We start from the raw sequence: 23,844 nt of genomic DNA on the forward strand, positions 1-23,844 counted from the left end.
TTTGAAGCAGGATTACGCGCGGATGAGCGACCCATTGACCAGACTGGCCATCGTCTACGGCACCGACAAGTTCGGCTATCATGACTACACGCCGAATTATCACAAGCTCTTCGCGCATCTGCGGGACAGCCCTGTCAGGATGATGGAAATCGGCGTCGGCGGGTACGGCGACAGCGACCGGGGCGGGCAATCGCTCGAGGTCTGGCGCGACTACTTCCCGCAAGGCGAGATCACGGGCATCGACATTCAGAAGAAGGTGATGGACCTCGGGCCGAGGGTCCGGATCCTGCAAGGCAGTCAGGTTGACGAGGCGTTCCTGCGCACGGTCGAGGCGGAGAGGGGCCCTTTCGACATCATCCTGGACGACGGCAGTCACCGCAACGAACACGTGGTCGAGAGCTTCCGGATCCTGTTTCCGACCCTGAAGGCGGGTGGCATCTATGCCGTGGAGGATGTGCAGACCTCGTTCTTCCCGCGGTTCGGCGGGTCGATCACCCTTGATGCGCCGAACAGCGTCGGTCTGTTCGCGCGGCTGATGCGCAGCCTCGACGGGGATCATCCAGAGGTCGCGGACATCGTCGCCATCGAACGATTTCACAACATCGTCGTGGCGCACAAGCGCAGCGCCGGGGGGCAGGAACCCGACATGTTTGCCTCGCCCATCTTCGAGGCCGTGGCCGGGCCATCGGCGAAAGTCCTGGTCGTCGGGGACACCGGCTTCGACGCCGGCTGCCTTCCGTTCGCGACGGGAAGCGTTGCCCATGTCGCCACGCTCACGGCTGGCGCGCCCGCGCTCGATGGCTTTGACGTCGTGATCCTTTCGGTGTCGGGTGACGGGGCCGAGGCCGTTGCGGCCATCGAGACGGCACTTGCGGGCATGCGGGACGATTCGGTTCTGGCGGTCCGATGCACGGGCGGTCTGTCCGGGTTCGGGGCAGAGGGCGCTGTCATGGACTACGCCGCGCGGCGCTTCGTCGAGGTCGACCATCGCGAGATTGCGGTGAACTTCCCGACCTACGACTGTGCACCGATCGCGAAATCGATCTATGCCATCGAAAGGTTCAGGGGCGGTCTGATCTTCCGCAAGGCCGCGAACGATTATCCCTCTAACGTCGCCTTCGATCCCGATCATCCCGGCGCCGCACGCGCGCTTGCGTTGATGGAGGCTGTCCTGGATGGCGAGGCGAAGGAAGGCGGGCTTGTCACCTACGCCGACATGATCATCCGACTCCGATCAAGGGAAAGCGCCTCAGCGCTCATCGAGCGCCTGACGGCAATCGGGGCGACCTCACGCAGGTATTTCCTGATGGCGATCGCCCAGGCCAAGGGGGCGCGCGACCACGAAGAGGCGCTCCGGATATCCGAGAAGGCCCTCGAACACTTTCCGAACGATCCGCAGTTCGTCACCTGGCTGGCCGACGCGCTTGTCGGGCTACACGATCTTGACCGGGCAGAGCGCGAACTCCGCTCGCTGCTTGAAATCGACCCGCGTGCGCGCACAGCCGTTGCGGGACTGACGCGTGTCCTGTCGATCAAGGGCGCGCTGGAAGAGGCCGCCACGCTCACGCGGAAGACGATGTCGCTGTTTCCCGCGGCGGGGCGGGTCGCCCGCTTCCGCTTCCTGGCCAGCCTGCTTCGGCGCATGAACGACCCGGAGGGTGCCGAAGCCGCCATGGCTGCCGCGCTTGAATGGGAGGAAAAGGCCGCTTCGAAAGCCGCCGCGGCGAAGCCCGCCTGAGGGAACCGACCGTCGCCCCGATCGCTCAGCCCCGAAGGGCCGAAGCGTCGGGCGTGTCCGGAACCGGTGTGAATATCGCGGTGGCTGTGTCGCAGGCGTAGTGGCCCAGGTAGGCTTCCGCGTTCCGGGCCAGGTCCGCGACCGCGTCGATCACCCGGTCGGCCTCTGCATCCGTGAAGAGATAGCTGAAGTTGAGCCGGACGAACCCTGGCTTCGCGATCTCGTCCCCCGACAGGATGGCCGCACGCAGCGCACCGGAGGCGTCGGCATCGATGCCGAGCAGGCGGTGAACATAGGGCCCGGCACAGGCGCAGCCGCCGCGAGCCTGGATCCCGTGCAGGTCCGAGAGCATGCGCGTCGCGAGTTGCTGGTGGATGTATCCGCCGCGACCGTCTCGGATGCGGAAGGAAAAGATCGGCAGCCGGGGGGCTTCGGGATTGCCCAGAATCTCCAGTCGCCCCTCGGCGCGCCATCGCGCCATGGCGCGGTCACGCAGCGCGGCGTTGCGCCGGTCGATGAACGTCTGGCCGATCGCGTCCTTGAGGATGAAGCAAAGCGCGGCGCGGATATCCCCGATGACGTTCGGCGTTCCCGCCTCTTCCCGCGCCTCGACGCTGGTGGAGTAGTCGTGGAACGCGGGCGATACGAAGCGCACGGTGCCCCCGCCGGGAAGGGTGGGAACCGTGGAGGCCACGGCATCCTTGCGCATCAGCAGGAGACCCGACGCCGCCGGGCCGCCGGCGAACTTGTGCGGCGAGGTGACGATGGCGTCGATCGCGGCATCAGGCGCCGGGGTCATGCGGATGGGCAGGTAGGGGCCTGCCCCGGCATAATCCCAGACGACCTTCGCGCCCGCCTGCCTGAGCTGGCGGCTGATCCCCTCGACATCGGTCAGGATGCCGGTCACGTTCGATGCCGCCGAAAAGCTTCCCACCACCAGGCGCCGGCCCGAAGCTGCGGCAAGGGCGTCTGCAAGGGCCCTCCGATCCGGCCCACCGGCAGGGTCTTCGGGAATCTCCACGACCTCCGCCCCGCTTTCGCGCCAGGGCAGGATGTTGGAATGATGCTCATAGGGGCCGAGGATGACCAGCGGCACCTCGCCACGCCGCACCGCCGCGTCGATACCGAGCAGGTGGACAAGCCGGTTCAGGCCGGATGTCGCGCCTGAACCGGTAAAGATCACCGCCGTCTCCTCGCCCGCGCCGCACATGGCGCGGATGATGCCGCGCGCCTCACGGCGCATCCGTGTCATCACGCCGCCGCAGTGCGACGCCTCGGTGTGGCTGTTCGAATACCAGGGCAGGACTTCTTCCATGATGAAGTCCTCGACCGGCCGGACGGCGCGGCCCGAAGCCACGTAATCGGCGTAAAGAAGCGGGCGCGGCCCGAACGGTCCGTCGATGCGCGCGTCGCGCCCGATCTCCGCGGCATGGATGCGCCCGGCTACGTCATCGGAACCGAGGGCGGCGCGAAAGCGGTCGAAGGCGGAAAGGGTCATGGTCGGTCGTGATCTCCATCGGGTGCAGGTTCAATGATGATTGGACAATTGGCATGTTTCATCACATATATTACTCAACAATGTTTCATATTTGGGTCATATGATCTACAAAGCCAGAAAATCGATGCGATCGACAAGGCCATCCTCGATTGTGTCCAGGCCGACGGCACGCTGTCGCAGCGCGAGGTGGCGGATCGCATCGGGTTGTCGCAGAACGCCTGCTGGCGCCGGATGCAGCGGCTTGCGCAGAGCGGCATCCTCCAGGGGGCGGCGGCGCGGGTGAATGCGCGCGCACTTGGCCTCGACCTGACAGTGATGGTCTTCGTCAAGACGCGCAATCATTCGCCGGACTGGTCGAAACGGTTCCGCCAGAAGGTCGAGGCGATCCCGGAGATCACCGAGTTTCACCGCATCGGCGGCGAATGGGATTACTTCCTGAAGGTGGTGACGACCTCGATGTCCGGCTATGACACGGTCTATCAGCAACTGATCACCGTGGGCGATCTTGAGACCGTCACCGGCCACTTCTCGATGGAGACCATCCTTGAGGGGCGCCCGCTGCGGGTGCGCATTTCGGCCTGACAACCCCGCCCGTTCGTCACGGATTGCCGCGATCCTCCATTGTCCGGACGGGCCGCAGCGTCTACATCGCAAGGCATGAAACGTCTGATGAATGTCTTTCGCCCCAAACCGCGCGTCGCCGTCCTTCGCCTGCAAGGTGTCATCACCGCGGGCGGACGGGGCGGGCTGTCGGATCATGCCCTGGCCCCGGTGATCGAGCGCGCCTTTCGCAGGGGCAAGCCGAAGGCCGTCGCGCTGATCATCAACTCTCCCGGCGGGTCGCCTGTGCAGTCCGCCCTGATCGCGGCGCGCATCCGCCGCCTGGCAGAGGAGCGCAAGATCCCGGTTCACGCCTTTGTCGAGGATGTGGCCGCGTCGGGCGGCTACTGGCTGGCGACGGCGGCGGATGACATCTGGCTTGATGCCAATTCGGTCGCGGGCTCGATCGGCGTGATTTCGGCGGGGTTCGGCTTTGCGGAGCTGCTGGCCCGGCACGGGGTCGAACGGCGGGTGCATACGGCGGGCGCCTCGAAAAGCTTCCTCGACCCGTTCCGCCCGGAAAAGCCGGAGGATGTCGAACGCCTGCACGCGATCCTTGGCCCCATACACGAGTCCTTCAAGCAGCAGGTCGCCGCCCGTCGGGGCAGCCGGCTTGCCGCCGACCGCGACCTGTTCACCGGCGACGTATGGGTCGGGCAGGGCGCGGTCGACGTGGGCCTTGCCGACGGCATTTCGCACCCGGTGCCGAAGCTCAAGTCGCTTTACGGAGACAAGGTCCGGCTGATGCCCTATGGTGTCAGGAGATCGATCTTCCAGCGGTTCACGGGCCGCCTGATCGGCGCGGCAGTGGACGAGATCGAGGAACGCGCGCTGTGGTCGCGCTACGGGCTTTGAGGGCATGGTCAAGATCGTCACCCTCTTTCTGATCGCGATGGCCATTCTCGCCGTCTTCGGCCGACTCAGGGTGCCACGCATCGGCTCGCGAAGCTCCGAAGTGCGGCGCTGCCGCACCTGCGGAAGGCCGCTGATCGGCAAGTCGGACTGCGACTGCGGCAGGGGTGCCTCATGACAGTGATCGCGGGACGCGCGCTCGTGACAGGCGGTGCCCGCCGCCTTGGACGCGAGATGGTCCTGTATCTGGCCGGTCGCGGCCTCGACGTCGCCATCCATTACGCAGGGTCCGAAAGCGCGGCCAAGGAAACCGCGCGGGAGGCGCGTGCGCTGGGTGTGCGGGCGGAAACCCTTCAGGCGGACCTGCTGGACGAGGCGCAGAGCCAGGCGCTGGTCCCCCGCGCGACCCAGACGCTGGACGGGCCGCTTACGGTCCTGGTCAACAACGCGTCGATCTTCGAATACGACAACATCCGCACCGCGACCCGGCAAAGCTGGGACCGGCACTTCGAATCCAACCTGCGCGCGCCCTTCGTCCTGACACAGGCCTTTGCCGCCCAGGCACCCGGCGCCCTGCGCGGGCCCGGCGGCGCGCGGTCGCAGGCGCTGGTGGTCAACATGCTGGATCAGCGCGTGCGCAAGCTGACACCGGAATTCATGAGCTACACCCTGGCCAAGATGGGGCTTTGGGCTTTCACCCAGACTGCGGCACGGGCGCTTGCGCCGGATGTGCGGGTGAACGCGATCGGTCCGGGGTCGACGCTTCGGGGCGAACGGCAGAGCGCGGAACAGTTCGAGGCACAGCGCGCGGCGTCGGTTCTGGAGCGCGGCGCCAACCCTGACGACATCTGCGGCGCGCTTGGATATTTCCTCGACTCACCGTCCGTGACCGGCCAGCTTCTTTGCGTCGACGGCGGCCAGCACCTGGGCTGGAGGACCGCCGATATCCTCGGAATTCAGCCCTGAAGCAGCATCTGTGACAGCCCGCACCCTTGACTTGTCCACGTCTGCATCGGCAGTCACAAGGTTGTTACGATTCTCTCAATATTTTCAGATGTTTGCAGCACATGAAGTTTTTTATTCAATGATTTCATAGCCTTGCATAACTGCCTAAAAAACAGGCAATTCCCGGAACGGGGCAAAATCAAAGGAGAATTTCCGCGTGCCCGAAAACTTTCACCAGACTTATCCACAGAAACCGTGGACAGGTTTCCTCTTGCGCGCATCTGCGTAACATTGCAGCCGCAGACCGGAATCAGCCGCAGATGACAGAGCATCCACCCCCCCCCGCCGACGGGCCGCTGAAAGGCCATGCCGTGGTCCAGTCCTATCTGCGGACGCTGACCGCGCAGCCGGGCGTCTACCGGATGCTCGACGCGGAAGGGCGGGTTCTTTACGTCGGCAAGGCGCGCAACCTCAAGGCGCGGGTGTCCAATTATGCGCGGCCTTCGGGGCATTCGGCGCGGATCGCGCGAATGATCCATGCCACCGCCTCGATGATGTTCCTGACCACCCGGACAGAGACGGAGGCGCTGCTGCTGGAGCAGAACCTGATCAAGCAGCTGAAGCCCCACTTCAACGTGCTTCTCAGGGATGACAAGTCGTTCCCGAATATCCTGGTTTCCAAGGAATCCGGCTTTCCGCAGATCAAGAAGCACCGGGGCGCGAAGAAGGAAAAGGGCAGCTACTACGGCCCGTTCGCCAGCGCCGGCGCGGTGAACCGCACGCTGAACCAGTTGCAGAAGGTGTTCCTGCTCAGGAACTGCTCCGACGCGATGTTCGCCAGCCGCACGCGGCCCTGCCTGCTGTTCCAAATCAAGCGCTGCGCGGCGCCCTGCGTGGGCCGGATCGACGAAGCGGGCTATGGCGCGCTGGTCGCGGATGCCGAACGGTTCCTGCAAGGCAAGTCCACGCAGGTCCAGGCAAAGCTGGCCGAGGAGATGACGGCCGCCGCCGATGCGATGGAATTCGAGCGGGCCGCCGCGCTGCGCGACCGCATCCGCGCACTGACACAGGTGCAGTCGTCGCAGGGCATCAACCCGCGCGGCGTGGCGGAGGCCGATGTCATCGCGCTGCACATGGAGGGCGGCCAGGCCTGCGTGCAGGTCTTCTTCATCCGCGCCAACCAGAGCTGGGGCAACCGCGACTTCTATCCCAGGACCGGGTCAGGCGCGGAAGAGGCGGAAGTGCTGGAGGCCTTCCTCGGCCAGTTCTACGCCGACAAGGAGCCGCCCCGGCTCCTCCTGCTCTCGCATCCGATCGAGGATGCGGACCTGATGACGGAACTGCTGTCGGACCGCGCGGGCCGCAAGGTGGAGATCAGCGTGCCCCAGCGCGGGGAAAAGGCGGAACTGGTCGAAAACGCACTGCGCAATGCGCGCGAAAGCCTCGGCCGCAAGATGAGCGAGAGCGCCGCGCAGTCGAAGCTGCTCGAAGGGCTTGCGGAGACTTTCGACCTCGACACCCCGCCGCGCCGGATCGAGGTCTACGACAACTCCCACATCATGGGCACCAATGCGGTCGGCGGCATGATCGTCTCCGGCCCCGAGGGGTTCGAGAAAGGCCAGTACCGGAAGTTCAACATCAAGGGTGCGGATCTGACCCCCGGCGACGACTTCGGGATGATGAAGGAGGTTCTGACCCGGCGCTTCCAGCGGCTTCTGAAGGAAGACCCCGACCGGGAGACCGGCGCCTGGCCGGACCTGATCCTGATCGACGGCGGCGCCGGGCAGGTTTCGGCCGTAATGGGGATCATGGAGGAGATGGGGGTCGAAGACGTGCCGATGATCGGCGTGGCCAAGGGCATCGACCGCGACGCGGGGAAGGAGGAGTTCCACCGCCCGGGTCGGACCCCATTCGCCCTGCCGCACAATTCGCCCGTCCTCTACTTCGTCCAGAGGCTCAGGGACGAGGCGCACCGCTGGGCCATCGGCGCGCACCGCGCCAAAAGGGCGAAGACCGTCGGCGCCACGCCGCTCGACGAGGTCCCCGGGGTCGGCGCGACGCGAAAGCGCGCGCTGTTGCAGCACTTCGGATCGGCCAAGGCGGTCAGCCGCGCCGGCCTCGACGACCTGAAGGCCGTCGAGGGGATATCGGAAAAGGTTGCGCAGACCGTCTACGACTTCTTCCACGCAGGCGGGTGAGGCGCCTTAGCCCTTGTGGTGCTCGCAGGTCACCGCCGGGTTGAAGGGCACGTCGACCCCGTTGGGATTCTCGCGGAACAGCCAGACATGCTGGTCGAAATGCGGCATGAAACCGTGTGCCTCGTCCCCGGCTGTCGCGGGATCGTCGGACATGTGATCCCAGTGTCGGCCGTTGAACATGGGCGGGCCATTGCCGCCCGCGTCCATCCAGGCCTTCTCGAACACGAGGTTCTCGATCCCGACAAGCGCAAGCGATCCGTCCGCTTGCGGCTCATAGAGCAGGATCGCGGGCGCTGCGAAATCGGTATGCATGCCGACGCCGTCCACCCGTTCGCCCCCCTGCGCGATCCCGAGAAGGTCGGGCCGCAGATAGTGAATCCCCATCGCGCCCCATTCGGGCGGCAGCCCCTCATGCCCAGCGTCGATGCAGTGACCGGACGGATCGGGGATGAACCCGTCAGCCAGGGCGGCATTCACGTCCATGTACTTCTCGGTCGCCGCCCTCAGGGCATCAAGGTCATAGTCGTCGGCGTCGGCGGCCAGGGGCAGCCAGGCGGCACCCGCCAGCACCGCCGCAATCATCACGCGCTTCGTCATGGTTCCCTCCCATCAGGCCGGAACACGTGCCGTGATCCGGCGGCGGGATACTACCACCGATCGCGGGGTTTCGGTCGGGCCAAGGTGCCGGCCGGGGCAGGGAATCCACTCGTTTCGAGGGGTGCCGCGCTACCGGGACGGGAGGAGCGATCACGCCTGCACGCGCAGGCGGCGTGGTGCGCCTAGTGCAGGTGCCCGCGGAACTCCGCGACGACTCGCTCATAGACGTCGCGCTTGAACGGGACGATGCCGGCAATCAACTCGTCAGCGGTGATCCAGCGCCACTCGGAGAACTCCGGATGCTCGGTCGCGATGTCGATCTGGTCGTCGCGGCCCAGATAGCGGAACAGGAACCAACGCTGCTTCTGCCCGCGGTACTTGCCGCCCCAGACCTTGCCCAGAAGCTCGGGCGGCAGATCGTAGGTCAGCCAGTCGCTGCTGCGCGCGACAAGGCTCACCAGCTCGGGCGCGATCCCCGTCTCTTCCCGAAGTTCGCGCAGCGCCGCAGCGCGCGGCCTTTCGCACTTGTCGATGCCCCCTTGCGGCATCTGCCAGGCGGCAACCGGGCTGTCGAACCTTTGTCCGGCAAAGATCCGTCCCTCCGCATTGATCAGCATCACCCCCACGCAGGGGCGGTAGGGAAGATCTTCCGCCTTCACCGGCTACTTCGCCTCGGCGATGGCTGACAGGCCCTTGAGGATGTCGATGGCATAGGCCAGCTGATAGTCTTCCTGCCGCAGCTTCGCCGCCTGCTCCGCGCGCGCCTGTTCTTCCTCCAGCACGCGCTTCTCGTCCTCGGTGACGGAATCGTTCGTCAGGCTTCCGCGCAGGGTGGCCTCGGTGCGGGCGCGATCGGCCGCGCTTGCGTCTTCCTCGGGCTCCTGCGGGGCGACCTTGGGCTGCTCGACCAGGATGTCGGGCGCGATGCCCAGCGCCTGGATCGAGCGCCCCGAGGGGGTGTAGTAGCGCGCCGTGGTCAGGCGCATGGCGCCGTTGCCACGCAGCGGAATTATCGTCTGGACCGACCCCTTGCCGAAGCTCTTGGTGCCGACGACGATGGCGCGGTGGTGATCCTGAAGCGCCCCCGTCACGATCTCGGACGCCGAGGCGGAGCCGCCATTGATCAGCACGACGATAGGCTTGCCCTCGGCCAGGTCGCCCGGCTCGGCGTTGAAGCGTTCGCTGTCTTCCGGGTTGCGGCCGCGCGTCGACACGATTTCTCCCTTGTCGAGGAAGGCGTCCGAAACCTCGATCGCCTGGGTCAGCAAGCCGCCGGGGTTGTTGCGCATGTCGATGACGAAGCCGTTGACCTTGTCCATGCCGCCGGCATCGCTGACCGCCTTCTTCAGCCCTTCCTCGAGGTTGACATAGGTCTGGTCGTTGAACGTCGTCACGCGGATCACGACGGTATCGCCCTCAAGCCTGGCGCGGGCGGCGGTCAGCTTGATCGTGTCGCGGATGATGGAGACGTCGAACGGCTCCTCGATATCCTTGCGCACCACGGTGACCACGATCTCGGACCCGACCGGCCCGCGCATCATGTCGACGGCCTGGTCGAGCGTCAGCCCGAGGACGCTTTCGCCGTTCACATGGGTGATGAAGTCCCCCGCCTGAATCCCCGCCTCGGCCGCCGGCGTGCCGTCCATGGGCGAGACGACCTTGATGAAGCCCTCTTCCTGGGTCACCTCGATCCCAAGCCCGCCGAATTCGCCGCGCGTCTGAACGCGCATGTCGCTGAACTCGTCTGGCGGCAGATAGCTGGAATGCGGGTCGAGCGAGGTCAGCATGCCGTTGATCGCGGCCTCGACCAGTTCGCCCGGCTTGACCTCTTCGACATACTGCGAGCGGATGCGCTCGAAGATGTCCCCGAACAGATCCAGTTGTTCATAGACCGATCCCTCCTGATCAGCCTCCTGGGCGAGGAGGGGGCCGGCGACCTGGGTTGTGAAGACCGCCCCGGCCAGCGTGCCGCTCATCACGGCCATCAGATATTTCCTCATCGCCTACTCTTCCCTTGTTTCCACAAACCACGGCGCGGGGTCGATCGGCTCCGCATCCTGTCTCAGCTCTATATAGAGCGTTTCCGTCCGCTCTGCGCCAGTCCCTTCCACGGCGGCCAGATCCCGCCCGCCCATCAGCCCGACCGGAGCGCCGGCCTCGAGCACGTCGCCGGTTTCACCATAGACAGTCGACAGGCCCGCGAGAATCAGAAGATAGCCCGCTGCGGGTTCGAGGATCATCACGTTTTTGTAGTCTAGCAAGGGTCCGCGATACCGGATCGTCGCGGGCCACGGGGTGACAACCAGGGCTTCGGGGCGCGTGGCGACAAGCAGGCCGGGGCGCACGATCCCGGCTGCATCGGCTTCGCCGGCGCGGCGCAAGAGAGTCCCGACGACCGGAAGGGGCAGCGCGCCTTTTGCCCCCGCGAAATCGGCAATGGGCGGGCCGACGTCGGATTGCAGGCGCGCGACCCCACGGGCGAAGGCTTCGAGCGTCTCGGCATTGGCGACCAGCGCCTGAAGTTCCTCGGGGTCTTCAAGGAAGCGTTGCGGCAGATCAGTGCGGTCCTGGACCGCCTGGCTGAGCGCCGTGCGCGCCGCCTGCGCGGCGGCAAGCCCGTCTTCGAGTGCGCCAAGCGCGCTGTCCTGCAACGCGCGCATCCGGGCGATTTCCTGCAGATCGCGGCGCAGATCGGCCGCCTCCGCCTCCAGCGCCGGCCCGACAGAGGCCATGATCATGCCGCTGCGCGCCGCAGCTTCCGGCCCGCCGGGATGCAGCAGCACGAGGGGCCCCGGCGCGTCGTCCATCGCGACCATGGCGGCCAGGACCTGCTCGATCCTCTCCCGCTTGGCCTCGAAGGAGCCGCGAATCTCCGCCTCCCGCAGGGCGGAACTGCGCAGCCCCTCGCGCAGCGCCGTCAGGCCGAGTTCATAGGCCCTGATCGTCTCGGTCAGCGCGGCGATCCGGTTCCGCGCCCCCTCTGCCTGGTTCAGCACGTCGATGGCCGCGCGCAGACCGGCCGCCGCCTTCTCGGCGGCCTCGGTCGCGGTGTCCGCGCAAACGGACTGCGCGAAAAGGACGCAGCCCAGCAGGATCGCGGCGCGGGTCTTCATCTTTCGATCAGCGTCCGTCCCGTCATCTCGGGCGGCAGCGGCAGCCCCATCAGGTCAAGCAGCGTCGGCGCGAGATCCGCGAGCCGCCCGTTCCGGAGCCGGGCACCGGCGGGGCCTCCGACCAGGATCACCGGCACCGGGTTCGTCGTGTGCGCGGTGTGCGGCCCGCCGGTCTCGGGGTCGACCATCGTCTCGCAGTTGCCATGGTCGGCGGTCACGATCATCGCCCCGCCCGCCTTGCCAAGCGCGACAATTGCGCGTCCCAGACCCTGATCGACTGTTTCCACCGCCTTGATGGCCGCCGCCAGAACCCCGGTATGCCCCACCATGTCGGGATTGGCGAAGTTCACCACGATCAGGTCATATCCCGCGCCGATCGCCTCGACCAGTTTGCCCGCCACCTCGGGCGCCGACATCTCGGGCTGGAGATCGTAGGTCGCGACCTTGGGCGATGGCGCCATGTAGCGGTCTTCGCCCGGCTCGGGCGCTTCCTTGCCGCCGTTCAGGAAGAACGTGACATGCGGATATTTCTCGGTTTCCGCCAGGCGGAACTGCCGCAGCCCGTGCGCGGCCACCCAGGCGCCCAGCGTGTTGACCACGGGCCGCTTCGGATAGGCCGCCGCCATGAAGGTGTCGTGGGTCTTGGAATAATCCACCAGCCCCAGGATCGACGCCCAGTGCGGCCGGCGCTTCCGGGCGAAACCCGCGAAGTCGTCCTCACCGACGGCAAGAAGGATTTCGCGCGCACGGTCGGCGCGGAAGTTCAGGCAGAAGAACCCGTCCCCATCCCGCGCACCGGCATAGTCGCCGATCACGGTCGGCTGGATGAACTCGTCGGTCTCCCCGCGCTGATAGGACCGGGCGACAGCCTCGGTCGCGTTCGGCGCGTGCTGTCCCGCCGCTCCGATCATCGCGTCATAGGCCCGCTCGACCCGATCCCAGCGGTTGTCGCGGTCCATGGCGAAGTAGCGACCCGTCACCGTCGCCACGCGCACGCCGGCGGGAAGCCGGGCCATCAGGTATTCGACAAAACCCGCGGCGGAGGACGGCGCGACATCCCGCCCGTCCGTCACCGCGTGCAGGGAGACCGGCACCCCCATGTCCGCCGCCAGCCGGCAGGCGGCCAGGACGTGGTCGATATGCCCATGGACGCCGCCATCCGAGATGACGCCCATCATATGCGCCGTGCCGCCCGAGGCCTTCAGTGATTCAAGGAACGCAAGGATCGCGGCATTCGAAAAGAAGCTCCGGTCCTCGATCGCAAGGTCGATCTGCCCCAGGTCCATCGCAACGACGCGCCCCGCGCCGATGTTGGTGTGGCCGACCTCGGAATTGCCCATCTGCCCGGAGGGCAGGCCGACGTCGGGCCCGTGCGTCACAAGTTGCGCATGCGGGCAGTCGGCCATGATCCGGTCGAAGGCGGGCTTGAGCGCCTGCGCGACGGCATTCGCCTCCCGCTCGGGGCGCAGGCCCCAACCGTCGAGAATGCACAGGACCACGGGTTTCGGTCGGGTCATCGGCGGCTTCCTTTCGCTTTGCGCAACCTTCTAGGCCCCTTGGCGCGGCGGGGCAACGGGGCGCAGGTTCCGGAGTCGCAGGGGGACGTTCACGCCCGGTGATAGGGCAGGCCCGACAGGATGGAAGCCGCGCGATAGAGCTGTTCGGCCAGCATCGCGCGCGCAAGGGCATGGGGCCAGACCATCCGCCCGAGCGAGATCGCCAGATCCGCCCGGTCGCGCAGGTCGGCGGCGATCCCGTCGGCGCCGCCGATGACGAAGGCGACATCCTGACGCCCTTCGTCGCGCCACCGCGCAACGCGTTGCGCGAATTCGGGGGAGGTCAGCATGTCCCCGCGCTCGTCCAGAACCACGAGCACGGCACCGGCGGGGACGGCGCGCGACAGAAGTGCGCCCTCTGCCTCCTTGCCGCCGCCCTTCCTGTCCTCGACTTCATGTTCAATCGCAGGCCCAAGGCCCAGGGCTTTTCCCGTCCGGTCGAAGCGCCCGAGATAGTCGTCGATCAGATCGCGCTCCGGCCCCGCCCGGAGACGGCCGACCGCGCAAATGTGGAGCCGCATCAGACCTTGCGTGTCGCAAGCCCGGTTCCGGCGGGCATCCACATCTTTTCGAGCTGGTAGAAGTCCCGCACCTCGGGGCGGAAGACGTGGACGATCACGTCCGAAGCGTCGATCAGCACCCAGTCACCCTGGTCCTTGCCCTCGATCTTGCAGGTCCGGCCAAGGTCCTGCTTCAGCCGCTCGGTCAGTTTTTCGGCGATGGCCGCGACCTGACGCGACGACCGGCCGGAACAGATGACCATGTAATCGGCAACGCTCGAACGCCCGCGGAGATCGATCGTCACCACGTCCTCGGCCTTGTCATCGTCAAGGGAAGCAAGAATCCGCGCGAGCAGGCTATCGCTCGAAACCTCGGAGGACATGGCCTTCATCGGCATCGCCCCCGCAGCCATACCGCCGGCTGCCGGCACTTGGGAAAACAGGACATCGTCCTCCTTGGGTTGCGCGCCTGGAACGAGCCCCGGCGCCGGGCCTTGCAAAAGAAGTAGCATCCGCAAGGTGAAATCTCAATGACACGCGGCATTTTCGTCGGTATCGCCGGCGCGATGTCGCGTTTTCCGCGCAGTCGGCGGCCGCCGACGTGATCGCCGCGCCACCCGCGCCGACCTCGCCCCGGTCCGGCAGTCCTCGAAGGCGTAACGCGCGCGTTCCCTTCGCCCTTGCGGGAAAGGGGTGCAAGGAGTATCTGAACCGCCATGAACCGCTTTTTCGACATGGATGACCGCGCGCGCCTGCCTTGGCGCTTCTACGGGTCCACCGTATCGATCCTCGCGCGCGCCTGACTGGCGTTACCGCGCGCCCGACCCTGTATTTGCCCTTCGATCTGAGAGAAAGCCATGCCCGGCCCGAAAACGCTTTACGACAAGATCTGGGATGCCCATGTCGTCCATGAGGACGCCGACGGCACCTGCCTGCTCTACATCGACCGCCACCTGGTCCACGAGGTCACCAGCCCCCAGGCCTTCGAGGGCCTGCGGATGACCGGCCGCAAGGTGCGCGCGCCTGAGAAGACCATCGCCGTGCCCGACCACAACGTGCCCACGACGCCGGGGCGCGACAAGCACATCGACAACGAGGAGTCGCGCATCCAGGTCGAGGCGCTGGACAAGAACGCGCGCGACTTCGGCATCAACTACTACCCGGTCTCCGACATCCGCCAGGGCATCGTCCATATCGTCGGGCCGGAACAGGGCTGGACCCTGCCGGGGATGACGGTCGTCTGCGGTGACAGCCATACCGCCACGCACGGCGCCTTCGGCGCGCTCGCGCACGGGATCGGCACGTCGGAGGTGGAGCATGTGCTGGCGACCCAGACGCTGATCCAGAAGAAATCGAAGAACATGAAGGTGGAGATCACCGGGCACCTGCGCCCGGGCGTGACCGCCAAGGACATTACGCTGTCTGTCATCGGCGCGACCGGCACCGCGGGCGGCACCGGCTATGTCATCGAATATTGCGGCCAGGCGATCCGCGACCTGTCGATGGAAGGCCGCATGACCGTCTGCAACATGGCGATCGAGGGCGGCGCGCGCGCGGGCCTGATCGCGCCCGATGAAAAGACCTTCGACTACGTCAAGGGCCGTCCGCACGCCCCCAAGGGCGCCCAGTGGGAAGCCGCGCTGACCTGGTGGAAGACGCTGTTCACCGACGAGGGCGCCCATTTCGACAAGGTGGTGACCATCCGCGGCGAAGACATCGCCCCGGTCGTCACCTGGGGCACCAGCCCGGAGGACGTGCTGCCGATCACCGGCGCGGTCCCGGCCCCGGAGGACTTCCACGGCGGCAAGGTCGAGGCGGCGAAGCGGTCGCTTGACTACATGGGCCTGACGCCCGGCCAGAAGCTGACCGACATCGCCATCGACACGGTCTTCATCGGCTCCTGCACCAACGGCCGGATCGAGGATCTGCGCGCCGCCGCCGCGATCCTGAAGGGCAAGAAGATCGCCGTGAAGCGGGCGATGGTCGTGCCCGGCTCCGGCCTCGTCCGTGCGCAGGCCGAGGAAGAGGGGCTTGCCCAGATCTTCATCGACGCGGGCTTCGAGTGGCGGCTGGCCGGATGTTCGATGTGCCTGGCAATGAACCCCGACCAGCTTTCGCCGGGCGAACGCTGCGCCGCGACCTCGAACCGCAACTTCGAGGGACGCCAGGGCCGGGGCGGGCGGACGCATCTGATGAGCCCGGCCATGGCAGCGGCGGCGGCGATCACCGGGCACCTGACCGACGTCAGGGAGTTCATGTGATTCCCACGCAAGCGACTTGCGAGGCACAATCAGAAGACGAAAGCTGCATTGTCGCTTACACCGAAACGGCAACCGCCCACTTCCCATCGGCAAGTGGGCGTTTTTCTTGGGATTCCATGAAAAGGCGAAAATTCCGCTGCCACAAACTTGCCTTTTTTCATCCACGCTGACACATTCGCGACGTGTACTATACTTTAGCGTGTGCATTCCTCCTCTCGCCAACTTGGCGCTGGAACGGGCGGCAGGGCGTGGATGAAGGGTGTTAGGGGACGTCGGGAAATGAAAAAGTCGCAGATTCTTGCAGCCGCAGCGGTGTTCGCAGCATCATCCGCCAGCGCTGCCACCGTGACGATCGAGTCCGTCGAGGGAGCCTGGACGAGTGCGACGGCGGTCAACGGCGCCTATTCCAGCAAGATCACCGGCCTCGGCACCTCGGAACTGGGCTGGGGCATCCCGTTCTACAAGGGCGGCGCCCAGTCGGGATACGACTTCGTGGCGACCACGCCGCCGGCGGCGACGCTGTCCGAGGGGACATCGTTCGTCCTTGGCACCTTCACCCACAACAATTTCGTCATCCAGGGCGGAACCTCGATTGCCTCTGCGGTCCTGGAACTGACCTTCAACCTTTCCATCGACGGGGTCATGCACAGCTTTGCGCAGGCCTACGACTTCCTGCACTGGGAAACGCCGAACCTTGACAAGGTGTGCGCCAACGGCGCGGCGAACGGCAGCGGCGTGAACTCCAAGGGTTGCGCGGACCGGGTGCAGGCGGTCAACAACCCCGCGCTCAGCCCCAGCTTCATCGCGGACGGGATCGAGTACATCATCGAGATATCCTCCTTCGTCGGCTTCGGCACCGACAACAGCGGCATCCCGACCTTCTGGACGCGCGAGACCTACGCCAACTCCGCGCAGCTGACGGCCACCTATCACACCGTCGCCGCCGTCCCGCTGCCGCCCGCGGGCCTTGCCCTGCTGGCCGGACTTGGCGGTCTGGCGCTGCTGCGCCGGCGCCGCAAGATCGCCTGAAGCGGCTCTGAAGCCATTGGCAGCACGCGCCCCGCAGGGGGCGCGTTTGTCGTTCAGGGACCGCTTGGCGCGCCCGGCGCGTTGCGCTAAGAAGGCCCGCGTTCGGTCACGCCGTTCGTCTGGCCGCCGGCACTCCGTGCCCCTGAAAGGAGCGAATATGGACAAGTTCACCACGCTGACGGGAATCGCGGCGCCGATGCCGCTGGTCAACATCGACACCGACATGATCATCCCGAAGCAGTTCCTGAAGACCATCAAGCGGTCGGGCCTGGGCAAGAACCTGTTCGACGAAATGCGCTACAACGCGGATGGCAGCGAGATCGAGGGCTTTGTCCTGAACCAGCCGGCCTATCGCGACGCCCAGATCCTGGTGGCGGGCGACAACTTCGGTTGCGGCTCCTCGCGTGAGCATGCGCCCTGGGCGCTTCTGGATTTCGGCATTCGCTGCGTGATCTCGACCTCATTCGCCGACATCTTCTACAACAACTGCTTCAAGAACGGCATCCTGCCCGTGGTTCTGCCGCAAGACGCGGTGGAAGTGCTGATGGAAGACGCGCGCAAGGGCTCCAACGCCCGGATGACCGTCAGCCTTGAGGATCAGACCGTCACCACTTCGGACGGCCGGAGCTTCGGCTTCGAGGTCGACCCGTTCAAGAAACACTGCCTTGTCAATGGCCTGGACGACATCGGCCTGACCCTTGAAAAGGTCACCGCGATCGACAGCTACGAACGGACCGCGGCGCAGTCGCGCCCCTGGGTCTGAGCCCGAAAAGGCAGGGGAAAGCGGGCCGCCCTTCCGGGGGCGGCCTTTTGCATTCCGGTGCCCGCCAGATTCCTGCGCGGAAAATGATGCAATGCCGCACCAGTTAGGACACGAAAAGGCCGCATTGCCCCCGTTACTTGGTCAGCAAGATTGCGAGGGGAGCGGAATGTGGGCAAAAATGTGTCAGGAATGAGGCAGCCCGCCACAATCGCGGGAAGAGAACTGGAACAATGGGGTGGCGGTGCATCACCCCTGGCCAAGTCGAGGGACTGAGCAGTGATGTCGCGATTCACAGGCGCTCTGGCGCGCGCTGTGCTGGTGATGGTTCTCGTCGCCATGCCTTCGCTGATGCTGCCGGGCGTGCACCGCGACACGACCCAGATCGTCGCGCTGGTCGCCATCTTTGCCTCCCTGCTTACCTTCATCGAGTACGTTGCCACCTATCCTTCGCTGATGGAGTTCCGTGACGCGCCGCCATTCAACCGGCTGCGCTTCCTGTCCCTGTTCATCACCGTATTCCTTCTGGCCACCATCGTTCGCGGCCAGAACGAGCAGACCGCGCTGACGCTTTTCGTCGAAACCATCGGCAACCGCCTGGGCGAAATGATCGACGTGCCCTACAGCCCCGTGCGGCTTTTCGTGCTGATGCTGCCCGACGACATGAGCCTGTACCATATGATCCTGATCAGGACCGCGGCCGGCATCTCCTACACCGTCTCGCTTGTAACGCTCATCGTTTTCGTGATCGCGCTGCGCGTCATCGACTGGCCGGCCCGACTGGGCACCTTCAACGTGTGGATCAACCTGCCGACGTTTGACCCGACGACGGGGGGTGATGTCGTGCAGCGCCTGCGACGCGACGCGCGATTCAACATCGTCCTGGGCTTCCTGCTGCCGTTCTTCATTCCTGCGGGCATCCGTGCGGTGGCTTCGTCGTTCGAACCCGTCTCGCTGGAAAGCCCCCAGACGCTCATCTGGACAATGACGGCCTGGGCCTTCCTGCCCGCCTCGCTCCTCATGCGCGGGATCGCGATGGGCCGCATCGCCGGCATGATCGCCGAAAAGCGCCGCCGCAGCGAACGGCCCGCGCAGGGCGAGCTTCAACCCGTCTGACAATCGGGGCGGCTTGACCGGGCGCGCGCCTTTGGCTAGGCCAGCCCCGATCATCCTGTGTCAGCGCCGGAGTGCAACCCGTGGCCAATCCTTCCCTTCTCATTCTTCCCGGCGACGGCATCGGGCCCGAGGTCATGGCCGAAGTCCGCAAGGTCATCGGCTGGCTCGGCGAAAAGCGCGGCCTGAACTTCGACGTGTCCGAGGATCTGGTGGGCGGCGCGGCCTATGACGTTCACGGCGTGCCGCTTGCCGACAGCACCATGGCCAAGGCGCAGGCGGTTGACGCGGTGCTTCTGGGCGCCGTCGGCGGGCCGAAGTACGACAAGCTCGACTTCTCCGTCAAACCGGAGCGCGGACTGCTGCGCCTGCGCAAGGAAATGGACCTTTATTCAAACCTTCGCCCGGCCCAGTGTTTCGATGCTCTGGCGGATTTCTCGTCCCTGAAGAAGGACGTCGTTGCCGGTCTCGACATCATGATCGTGCGGGAACTGACCTCCGGCGTCTATTTCGGCGAGCCGCGCGGCATCTTCACCGAAGGGAACGAGCGGGTGGGCATCAACACCCAGCGCTACACCGAAAGCGAGATTGCCCGTGTCGCGCGGTCGGCCTTCGAGCTTGCCCGGCGGCGCAGCAACCGGGTCTGCTCGATGGAGAAGGCCAACGTCATGGAATCGGGCATCCTCTGGCGCGAGGTCGTGCAGGAGATCCACGACAAGGAATACCCGGATGTCGAGCTTTCGCACATGTATGCCGACAACGGCGCGATGCAGCTTGTCCGCTGGCCGAAGCAGTTCGACGTGATCGTGACCGACAACCTTTTCGGCGACGTTCTGTCGGACTGTGCGGCGATGCTGACCGGCTCGCTCGGCATGCTGCCCTCGGCCAGCCTTGGCGCACCGATGGCGAACGGCCGGCCCAAGGCGCTTTACGAACCGGTGCACGGTTCGGCCCCCGACATCGCGGGGCAAGGCAAGGCGAACCCCATCGCCTGCATCCTGTCCTTCGCGATGGCGCTGCGCTATTCCTTCGATCAGGGCGCCGAGGCAGACCGCCTCGAAAAGGCGGTCGAGAAGGTTCTGGCCGACGGCGTCCGCACCGCCGACCTGATGCAGAAGGACGGGGGAACGCCGGTCACGACCTCGCAGATGGGCGATGCCATTGTGGCGGCCCTCGAAGCGAGCCTCTGAGACCTGCCCGCGGGGGTGCCGGGGGCGGCTTTCCGCCCCCGCCGCGTCTGGATCTTGCGTTGACGCCGCGGACGGTTCATTGAGCGGGCGCAGTCACGGGGCGGGTTCATGAGCACACATGCCGGCAACAACATGCGCGCCGCACTGGTGATGCTCGCTGCCATGGGCGTGTTCGCGACGCATGACGTCGTGGTGAAGCTGCTGGGGGCGACCTATGCGCCGATGCAGCTTCTGTTCTTCGGCTCGCTTCTGGGCTTTCCCATCGTCGCCGTCATCCTTCTCAACGACCGCCGCCACGAAAGCCTGCGCGCGAAGCACCCCGGATGGGTTCTGGTCCGCACGGCCTGCGCCATCGTCACAGGGGTGAGCGCGTTCTACGCCTTTTCCGAACTGCCGCTGGCGCAGGTCTACGCAATCCTTTTCTCGACCCCCCTGCTGATCACGATTCTCGCGATCCCGATCCTTGGCGAACGGGTGCGGCTCAGGCGATGGGCGGCGGTGATCACGGGCCTGATCGGGGTTCTGGTCGTGCTCAGACCCGGACAGGCCGATCTGTCGCTGGGCCATCTGGCGGCCCTGACCGCAAGCATCTGCAGCGCGGCGGTCTCCGTCATTGCCCGCAAGATCGGCAAGGACGAACGCTCCGTCGTGCTGCTGCTTTACCCGATGGTCGGCAATTTTCTGGTGATGGGCGCGATGCTGCCCTTCGTCTACGTCCCGATGCCGATGGAGCATCTGGGCCTGATGGGCGTGATCGCCGTTTTCGGCCTTGCCGGGTCGTTCCTCGTGATCGTCGCCTACCGCGAGGGCGAGGCGGTGATCGTGGCACCCATGCAGTATTCCCAGATCCTCTGGGCAACCGGCTACGGCTACATCCTGTTCCGCGAGGGGCTTGACCTGGCGACCGCCATCGGCGCCGTCATCATCATCGCGTCAGGCGTCTACATCGTCTTGCGCGAAGCACGGCCAGGCACGTCCGGCAACCGCCCCGTGCTTGAAACCCGCGGGCGGGCAGAGGTCGTCACCGCGCCGCGATCCAGCGTGCTGCAACGGATCCTCTCGAACCGGACGGTGGGGGATCGCTGACACGACCGCCGACCACCGGCCCGAAAAAACCGCGCGTGAGCGGTTGTCACCGTTCACGCGCAGAAATGGCCTGAAATGGATCGGGTTCAATGTCCGCGAAGAATTCTTCGGGTGGCATTACCGGGCCGGCCGTCAGCCCTTGAAGCTCGCAATATCCTTCACCTGCGCTGCAGCGGCCTTCACCTTCTTGGTCGTGATGTCCGCGAAATCCGGCGACTTCGTGTCGATGTTCATCCGGCCCAGATCGAAACCTTCGAACTTCTGGAACTCCTTCCAGAAGACGCGGTTGTAGTTCTCAAGCTCCTTGACCGAGTTCGACACGCTCCGCCCGGCCTGCTTGATGTGCTTGTCCCAGTTTTCCGGCGTCGGGTCCGACAGGAAAGCCTTTGCGCCGATCACGAACTTCTTCAGCGAGTCGTTCATGTGGATCCTCGCCAGCTCCTGGCGCCGTTCGATCCTCTCGACCATCGCCTTGATGTCTGCTTCCAGATCAAGGCTCTTCAGTGTTAAGCGCTGCGTCTTGGCTTCCTTCACGATCGCCTCGATCGCCTTCACGACCGAACCGGCACCGATCATCTTCTTGACGTCCTTGATCGCGCTTTCAGCGGTATCGGCGACTTCGGTAAGGGCCTTTTCGTAGGGAACGATCGCCTTGGCATAGTAGTTCTTGACGGACTGGATCGCCGTCTTCAGCTCTTCCATATTGGCGGGGTTGTCCTTGCTGACCGCCATATCGGCCCAGTCGATCTTCTTGTGAACGGCCTCGGCCTTGTCGAGGGCATCCCCGATCCCGGTCTTTTTCATCTTGCCGATAAGGCCCTTCTTCTTTTGCCAATCCTTGTTGGTCAGAATGTCGGGGTATGCGAGATAACCGATCTTGACGCCTGCCAATGCACTTTCCTCCGTCACAGTCAAAGTTCAACACACGCAACGCTACGCGGCTGGCGCAATGCTTCACGGGGAAAAATGGAGTGTTGAAGGCAGAAATGCGTCCTTCGACGACTTGGTCGATTCCCCCTTGTGCTGCGCGGCCATAGGCATTAAACGCCACCCCGTCGGAGCGTAGCGCAGCCTGGTAGCGCACCTGCTTCGGGAGCAGGGGGTCGGAGGTTCGAATCCTCTCGCTCCGACCAGAATTCCCGAGATCACCGGACCGATAACCCGATTGAACGCGTTGAAGGTCGCTTTCGGCCCAGACGCAACCTGTCGGGGGTATAGCCTCCCGCGCAGGAGGATCGATCATGCGCAGAGTCGACCGGGCCCGGGGAGCCGGCGCCACAGGAAGCCAGGGTGCGCGCGGTGTGGACTACGGTCAGTTGTCCCACCCTTTCGCGCCGCAGTCCGTCTTTTCGGACGACGCGATCGCGGCGATGCATGAAACCGCGCTCAAGGTGCTCGAGAATCTGGGCATCCGGTTTCTCCTCCCCGAAGCTCGAAGCATCCTCGCCGCCGCGGGGGCGGTCGTCGATGAAGACAGCCAGATGGTGAGGATCGGCCGCGACATCGTCGCCGCCGCGCTGGCAACCGCGCCGCGTTCGTTCCGTCTGCGCGCCGCCCACCCGCGACATGAACAGGTCTACGCGCCGGGCCGGCTTCTGTTCGGCGGCTCGGGCGGATGCCCGAATGCCACGGACGCGGTCAGGGGCCGACGGCCGGGCCGGCTGACCGATTTCGAGGAGGCACTGAAGCTTCAGCAGCACTTCGACGTGATCCACATCCTCAGCCCCTCGGCCGAGCCTCAGGACGTGCCCGTTCATCTGCGCCACTACGCCATGATGCGGTCGCAGATGATGATCGGGACGAAACCCTTCTTCGTCTACGCACGCGGCCGCCGGCAGGTCGCCGACAGCTTCGAGATGATCCGCCTCGCGCTTGGTCTGGACGAGGCCGCGTGGCAGGACGGCGTCTGGGGCAAGACGGTGATCAACTCGAACTCGCCGCGACTGATCGACGTGCCGATGGCCGAAGGCATCATCGACTTTGCCCGCGCCGGGCAACTGACCATCATCACGCCCTTCTGCCTGGCCGGGGCGATGGCGCCCGTCACCGTCGCGGGGGCGCTGGTTCTCCAGCATGCCGAGGCGCTGGCCTGCATCGCGCTGGCCCAACTTGTGCGACCCGGCGCGCCGGTCAGCTATGGCGGCTTTTCGTCCAACGTCGACATGAAGTCGGGGGCGCCGGCCTTCGGCACACCCGAGCATCTGAAGATGCAGATCGGGTCCGGCCAGCTTGCCCGCCTGATCGGCCTGCCCTGGCGATCCGCCGCCGGGTCGGCGGGCAACGCCGCGGACGTGCAGGCGGCGACCGAGAACATCATGGGCCTCTGGGGCGCGCTGATGGCCAATGCGACGCTGACGATCCATGCCGCCGGCTGGCTCGAAGGCGGGCTGACCTTCGGCTATGAAAAGTTCATCCTCGATGTCGAGGCGCTCCAGACCATTGCCGAGCTTTGCGCACGTCCGGAGGACACACCTGCGGCCATGGCCTACGACGCCATCGCCGAAGTCGGCCCCGGCGGACATTTCTTCGGTGCACAGCACACGATGGAACGCTACGACCGTGCGTTCTATGTGCCGCTGGTGGCCGATCTCAGCAACTTCGGCACCTGGAGCGAACACGGCGCCCTGACCGCCACGGAGCGGGCCACCGCCATCTGGCAGCGGGTCCTGGCAGAGTTCCGGCCACATTCCGGCGCCGGGGACGTGGCAGAGCGGCTGGCCCCGTTCATCGAGCGGCGCACTGCAGAAGGGGGTGCCTCTCCGTCCGACTCATGATAGGCGCGGAGCCGGTTCGGTCGAAGCGACGACG

The 23,844-nt window shown here is 65.7% G+C and carries 22 protein-coding genes and 1 tRNA gene; 14 read left to right on the forward strand and 9 right to left on the reverse strand.

All coding sequences use genetic code 11. The features are described from left to right. Nucleotides 1-22 precede the first annotated feature (22 nt). Nucleotides 23-1,738: a tetratricopeptide repeat protein gene (locus N5I32_RS15540; RefSeq protein ID WP_261496833.1), complete on the forward strand. Its 1,716-nt coding sequence runs from the start codon at nucleotides 23-25 to the stop codon at nucleotides 1,736-1,738. A 25-nt stretch (nucleotides 1,739-1,763) separates the two neighbouring features. Here N5I32_RS15540 and N5I32_RS15545 read toward each other — a convergent pair whose 3' ends face one another. Continuing rightward, nucleotides 1,764-3,236 (reverse strand): aminotransferase class V-fold PLP-dependent enzyme, encoded by a 1,473-nt coding sequence (locus N5I32_RS15545; protein ID WP_261496834.1) that lies wholly within the window; start codon nucleotides 3,234-3,236, stop codon nucleotides 1,764-1,766. 129 nt (nucleotides 3,237-3,365) lie between these two features. Between N5I32_RS15545 and N5I32_RS15550 the strand changes: the two genes are divergently transcribed. From N5I32_RS15550 to uvrC, 5 genes are all read left to right on the forward strand, one after another. After that, nucleotides 3,366-3,818, forward strand: a complete 453-nt coding sequence (locus N5I32_RS15550) for an Lrp/AsnC family transcriptional regulator (RefSeq protein ID WP_500789591.1) — start codon at nucleotides 3,366-3,368, stop codon at nucleotides 3,816-3,818. 75 nt (nucleotides 3,819-3,893) lie between these two features. Then, nucleotides 3,894-4,691 carry a S49 family peptidase gene (locus N5I32_RS15555; protein ID WP_261496835.1) on the forward strand — a complete coding sequence of 266 codons (798 nt, stop codon included), beginning with the start codon at nucleotides 3,894-3,896 and terminating at the stop codon, nucleotides 4,689-4,691. Between the two features lie 4 nt (nucleotides 4,692-4,695). Further along, nucleotides 4,696-4,866 carry a hypothetical protein gene (locus N5I32_RS15560; protein ID WP_261496836.1) on the forward strand — a complete coding sequence of 57 codons (171 nt, stop codon included), beginning with the start codon at nucleotides 4,696-4,698 and terminating at the stop codon, nucleotides 4,864-4,866. Then, on the forward strand, nucleotides 4,863-5,654 hold the full coding sequence (locus tag N5I32_RS15565) for an SDR family oxidoreductase (RefSeq protein ID WP_261496837.1): 792 nt from the start codon (nucleotides 4,863-4,865) through the stop codon (nucleotides 5,652-5,654). Before N5I32_RS15560 ends, N5I32_RS15565 begins: the two co-directional genes overlap by 4 nt. Before the next feature lie 299 nt (nucleotides 5,655-5,953). Next, the gene (gene uvrC / locus N5I32_RS15570) at nucleotides 5,954-7,831 is read left to right on the forward strand and encodes an excinuclease ABC subunit UvrC (RefSeq protein ID WP_261496838.1); all 1,878 of its coding nucleotides are present in this window, start codon (nucleotides 5,954-5,956) and stop codon (nucleotides 7,829-7,831) included. 6 nt (nucleotides 7,832-7,837) lie between these two features. On the opposite strand, the gene N5I32_RS15575 is transcribed toward uvrC, so the two are convergent. The 7 genes from N5I32_RS15575 to rsfS all read right to left on the reverse strand — a co-directional run bounded on the left by N5I32_RS15575 (nucleotide 7,838) and on the right by rsfS (nucleotide 13,989). Next, on the reverse strand, nucleotides 7,838-8,428 hold the full coding sequence (locus N5I32_RS15575; protein WP_261496839.1) for a hypothetical protein: 591 nt from the start codon (nucleotides 8,426-8,428) through the stop codon (nucleotides 7,838-7,840). Between the two features lie 182 nt (nucleotides 8,429-8,610). Beyond that, nucleotides 8,611-9,087 (reverse strand): RNA pyrophosphohydrolase, encoded by a 477-nt coding sequence (locus tag N5I32_RS15580; protein WP_261496840.1) that lies wholly within the window; start codon nucleotides 9,085-9,087, stop codon nucleotides 8,611-8,613. A gap of 3 nt (nucleotides 9,088-9,090) precedes the next feature. Next, entirely contained in the window at nucleotides 9,091-10,428 is a 1,338-nt protein-coding gene (locus tag N5I32_RS15585) for a S41 family peptidase (RefSeq protein WP_261496841.1), read from the reverse strand. A gap of 3 nt (nucleotides 10,429-10,431) precedes the next feature. Beyond that, the gene (locus N5I32_RS15590) at nucleotides 10,432-11,541 is read right to left on the reverse strand and encodes a murein hydrolase activator EnvC family protein (RefSeq protein WP_261496842.1); all 1,110 of its coding nucleotides are present in this window, start codon (nucleotides 11,539-11,541) and stop codon (nucleotides 10,432-10,434) included. Then, nucleotides 11,538-13,058, reverse strand: a complete 1,521-nt coding sequence (gene gpmI / locus N5I32_RS15595) for a 2,3-bisphosphoglycerate-independent phosphoglycerate mutase (RefSeq protein WP_261496843.1) — start codon at nucleotides 13,056-13,058, stop codon at nucleotides 11,538-11,540. The genes N5I32_RS15590 and gpmI overlap by 4 nt, the downstream gene beginning before the upstream one ends. Before the next feature lie 89 nt (nucleotides 13,059-13,147). Further along, the gene (gene rlmH / locus N5I32_RS15600; protein ID WP_261496844.1) at nucleotides 13,148-13,618 is read right to left on the reverse strand and encodes a 23S rRNA (pseudouridine(1915)-N(3))-methyltransferase RlmH; all 471 of its coding nucleotides are present in this window, start codon (nucleotides 13,616-13,618) and stop codon (nucleotides 13,148-13,150) included. Next, a complete protein-coding gene (gene rsfS, locus N5I32_RS15605; protein WP_369414330.1) occupies nucleotides 13,618-13,989 on the reverse strand; it encodes a ribosome silencing factor in 372 nt (123 codons plus the stop codon). Before rsfS ends, rlmH begins: the two co-directional genes overlap by 1 nt. Nucleotides 13,990-14,454: 465 nt before the next feature. Here rsfS and leuC point away from each other — a divergent pair, with 465 nt between their 5' ends. The 6 genes from leuC (at nucleotide 14,455) to N5I32_RS15635 (ending at nucleotide 21,036) form a co-directional block, all read left to right on the forward strand. Further along, the gene (gene leuC, locus N5I32_RS15610) at nucleotides 14,455-15,858 is read left to right on the forward strand and encodes a 3-isopropylmalate dehydratase large subunit (protein WP_261496846.1); all 1,404 of its coding nucleotides are present in this window, start codon (nucleotides 14,455-14,457) and stop codon (nucleotides 15,856-15,858) included. Nucleotides 15,859-16,137: 279 nt separating this feature from the next. Beyond that, entirely contained in the window at nucleotides 16,138-16,887 is a 750-nt protein-coding gene (locus tag N5I32_RS15615; protein ID WP_261496847.1) for a THxN family PEP-CTERM protein, read from the forward strand. A 157-nt stretch (nucleotides 16,888-17,044) separates the two neighbouring features. Further along, nucleotides 17,045-17,650, forward strand: a complete 606-nt coding sequence (gene leuD / locus N5I32_RS15620; RefSeq protein WP_261496848.1) for a 3-isopropylmalate dehydratase small subunit — start codon at nucleotides 17,045-17,047, stop codon at nucleotides 17,648-17,650. Nucleotides 17,651-17,929: 279 nt separating this feature from the next. After that, entirely contained in the window at nucleotides 17,930-18,763 is an 834-nt protein-coding gene (locus N5I32_RS15625; protein WP_304504922.1) for a hypothetical protein, read from the forward strand. Nucleotides 18,764-18,843: 80 nt separating this feature from the next. Continuing rightward, complete coding sequence (gene leuB / locus N5I32_RS15630) at nucleotides 18,844-19,950, forward strand: 3-isopropylmalate dehydrogenase (protein ID WP_261496850.1); 1,107 nt, start codon at nucleotides 18,844-18,846, stop codon at nucleotides 19,948-19,950. A gap of 108 nt (nucleotides 19,951-20,058) precedes the next feature. Beyond that, nucleotides 20,059-21,036, forward strand: a complete 978-nt coding sequence (locus N5I32_RS15635; protein WP_261496851.1) for a DMT family transporter — start codon at nucleotides 20,059-20,061, stop codon at nucleotides 21,034-21,036. A gap of 132 nt (nucleotides 21,037-21,168) precedes the next feature. On the opposite strand, the gene N5I32_RS15640 is transcribed toward N5I32_RS15635, so the two are convergent. After that, the gene (locus tag N5I32_RS15640; RefSeq protein ID WP_261496852.1) at nucleotides 21,169-21,927 is read right to left on the reverse strand and encodes a hypothetical protein; all 759 of its coding nucleotides are present in this window, start codon (nucleotides 21,925-21,927) and stop codon (nucleotides 21,169-21,171) included. A 165-nt stretch (nucleotides 21,928-22,092) separates the two neighbouring features. Here N5I32_RS15640 and N5I32_RS15645 point away from each other — a divergent pair. Then, nucleotides 22,093-22,169: transfer RNA gene (locus tag N5I32_RS15645), tRNA-Pro, on the forward strand. Between the two features lie 108 nt (nucleotides 22,170-22,277). After that, on the forward strand, nucleotides 22,278-23,810 hold the full coding sequence (locus N5I32_RS15650; RefSeq protein ID WP_261496853.1) for a trimethylamine methyltransferase family protein: 1,533 nt from the start codon (nucleotides 22,278-22,280) through the stop codon (nucleotides 23,808-23,810). Nucleotides 23,811-23,844 lie beyond the last annotated feature (34 nt).

Source organism: Albidovulum sediminis (genome assembly GCF_025380365.1).
In the GTDB taxonomy this organism is placed as follows: domain Bacteria; phylum Pseudomonadota; class Alphaproteobacteria; order Rhodobacterales; family Rhodobacteraceae; genus Albidovulum; species Albidovulum sediminis.

What these genes read in the sequence shown, in the direction of transcription:
- N5I32_RS15560 (WP_261496836.1), top strand. Translation starts at nt 4,696, where the DNA reads ATGGTCAAGATCGTCACCCTCTTTCTGATCGCGATGGCCATTCTCGCC.
- N5I32_RS15575 (WP_261496839.1), bottom strand. Translation starts at nt 8,428, where the DNA reads ATGACGAAGCGCGTGATGATTGCGGCGGTGCTGGCGGGTGCCGCCTGG.
- N5I32_RS15615 (WP_261496847.1), top strand. Translation starts at nt 16,138, where the DNA reads ATGAAAAAGTCGCAGATTCTTGCAGCCGCAGCGGTGTTCGCAGCATCA.
- N5I32_RS15540 (WP_261496833.1), top strand. Translation starts at nt 23, where the DNA reads ATGAGCGACCCATTGACCAGACTGGCCATCGTCTACGGCACCGACAAG.
- rsfS (WP_369414330.1), bottom strand. Translation starts at nt 13,989, where the DNA reads ATGAAGGCCATGTCCTCCGAGGTTTCGAGCGATAGCCTGCTCGCGCGG.
- leuD (WP_261496848.1), top strand. Translation starts at nt 17,045, where the DNA reads ATGGACAAGTTCACCACGCTGACGGGAATCGCGGCGCCGATGCCGCTG.
- N5I32_RS15555 (WP_261496835.1), top strand. Translation starts at nt 3,894, where the DNA reads ATGAAACGTCTGATGAATGTCTTTCGCCCCAAACCGCGCGTCGCCGTC.
- N5I32_RS15650 (WP_261496853.1), top strand. Translation starts at nt 22,278, where the DNA reads ATGCGCAGAGTCGACCGGGCCCGGGGAGCCGGCGCCACAGGAAGCCAG.
- N5I32_RS15585 (WP_261496841.1), bottom strand. Translation starts at nt 10,428, where the DNA reads ATGAGGAAATATCTGATGGCCGTGATGAGCGGCACGCTGGCCGGGGCG.
- N5I32_RS15635 (WP_261496851.1), top strand. Translation starts at nt 20,059, where the DNA reads ATGAGCACACATGCCGGCAACAACATGCGCGCCGCACTGGTGATGCTC.
- leuC (WP_261496846.1), top strand. Translation starts at nt 14,455, where the DNA reads ATGCCCGGCCCGAAAACGCTTTACGACAAGATCTGGGATGCCCATGTC.
- N5I32_RS15590 (WP_261496842.1), bottom strand. Translation starts at nt 11,541, where the DNA reads ATGAAGACCCGCGCCGCGATCCTGCTGGGCTGCGTCCTTTTCGCGCAG.
- uvrC (WP_261496838.1), top strand. Translation starts at nt 5,954, where the DNA reads ATGACAGAGCATCCACCCCCCCCCGCCGACGGGCCGCTGAAAGGCCAT.
- N5I32_RS15545 (WP_261496834.1), bottom strand. Translation starts at nt 3,236, where the DNA reads ATGACCCTTTCCGCCTTCGACCGCTTTCGCGCCGCCCTCGGTTCCGAT.
- gpmI (WP_261496843.1), bottom strand. Translation starts at nt 13,058, where the DNA reads ATGACCCGACCGAAACCCGTGGTCCTGTGCATTCTCGACGGTTGGGGC.
- N5I32_RS15565 (WP_261496837.1), top strand. Translation starts at nt 4,863, where the DNA reads ATGACAGTGATCGCGGGACGCGCGCTCGTGACAGGCGGTGCCCGCCGC.
- rlmH (WP_261496844.1), bottom strand. Translation starts at nt 13,618, where the DNA reads ATGCGGCTCCACATTTGCGCGGTCGGCCGTCTCCGGGCGGGGCCGGAG.
- N5I32_RS15625 (WP_304504922.1), top strand. Translation starts at nt 17,930, where the DNA reads ATGTCGCGATTCACAGGCGCTCTGGCGCGCGCTGTGCTGGTGATGGTT.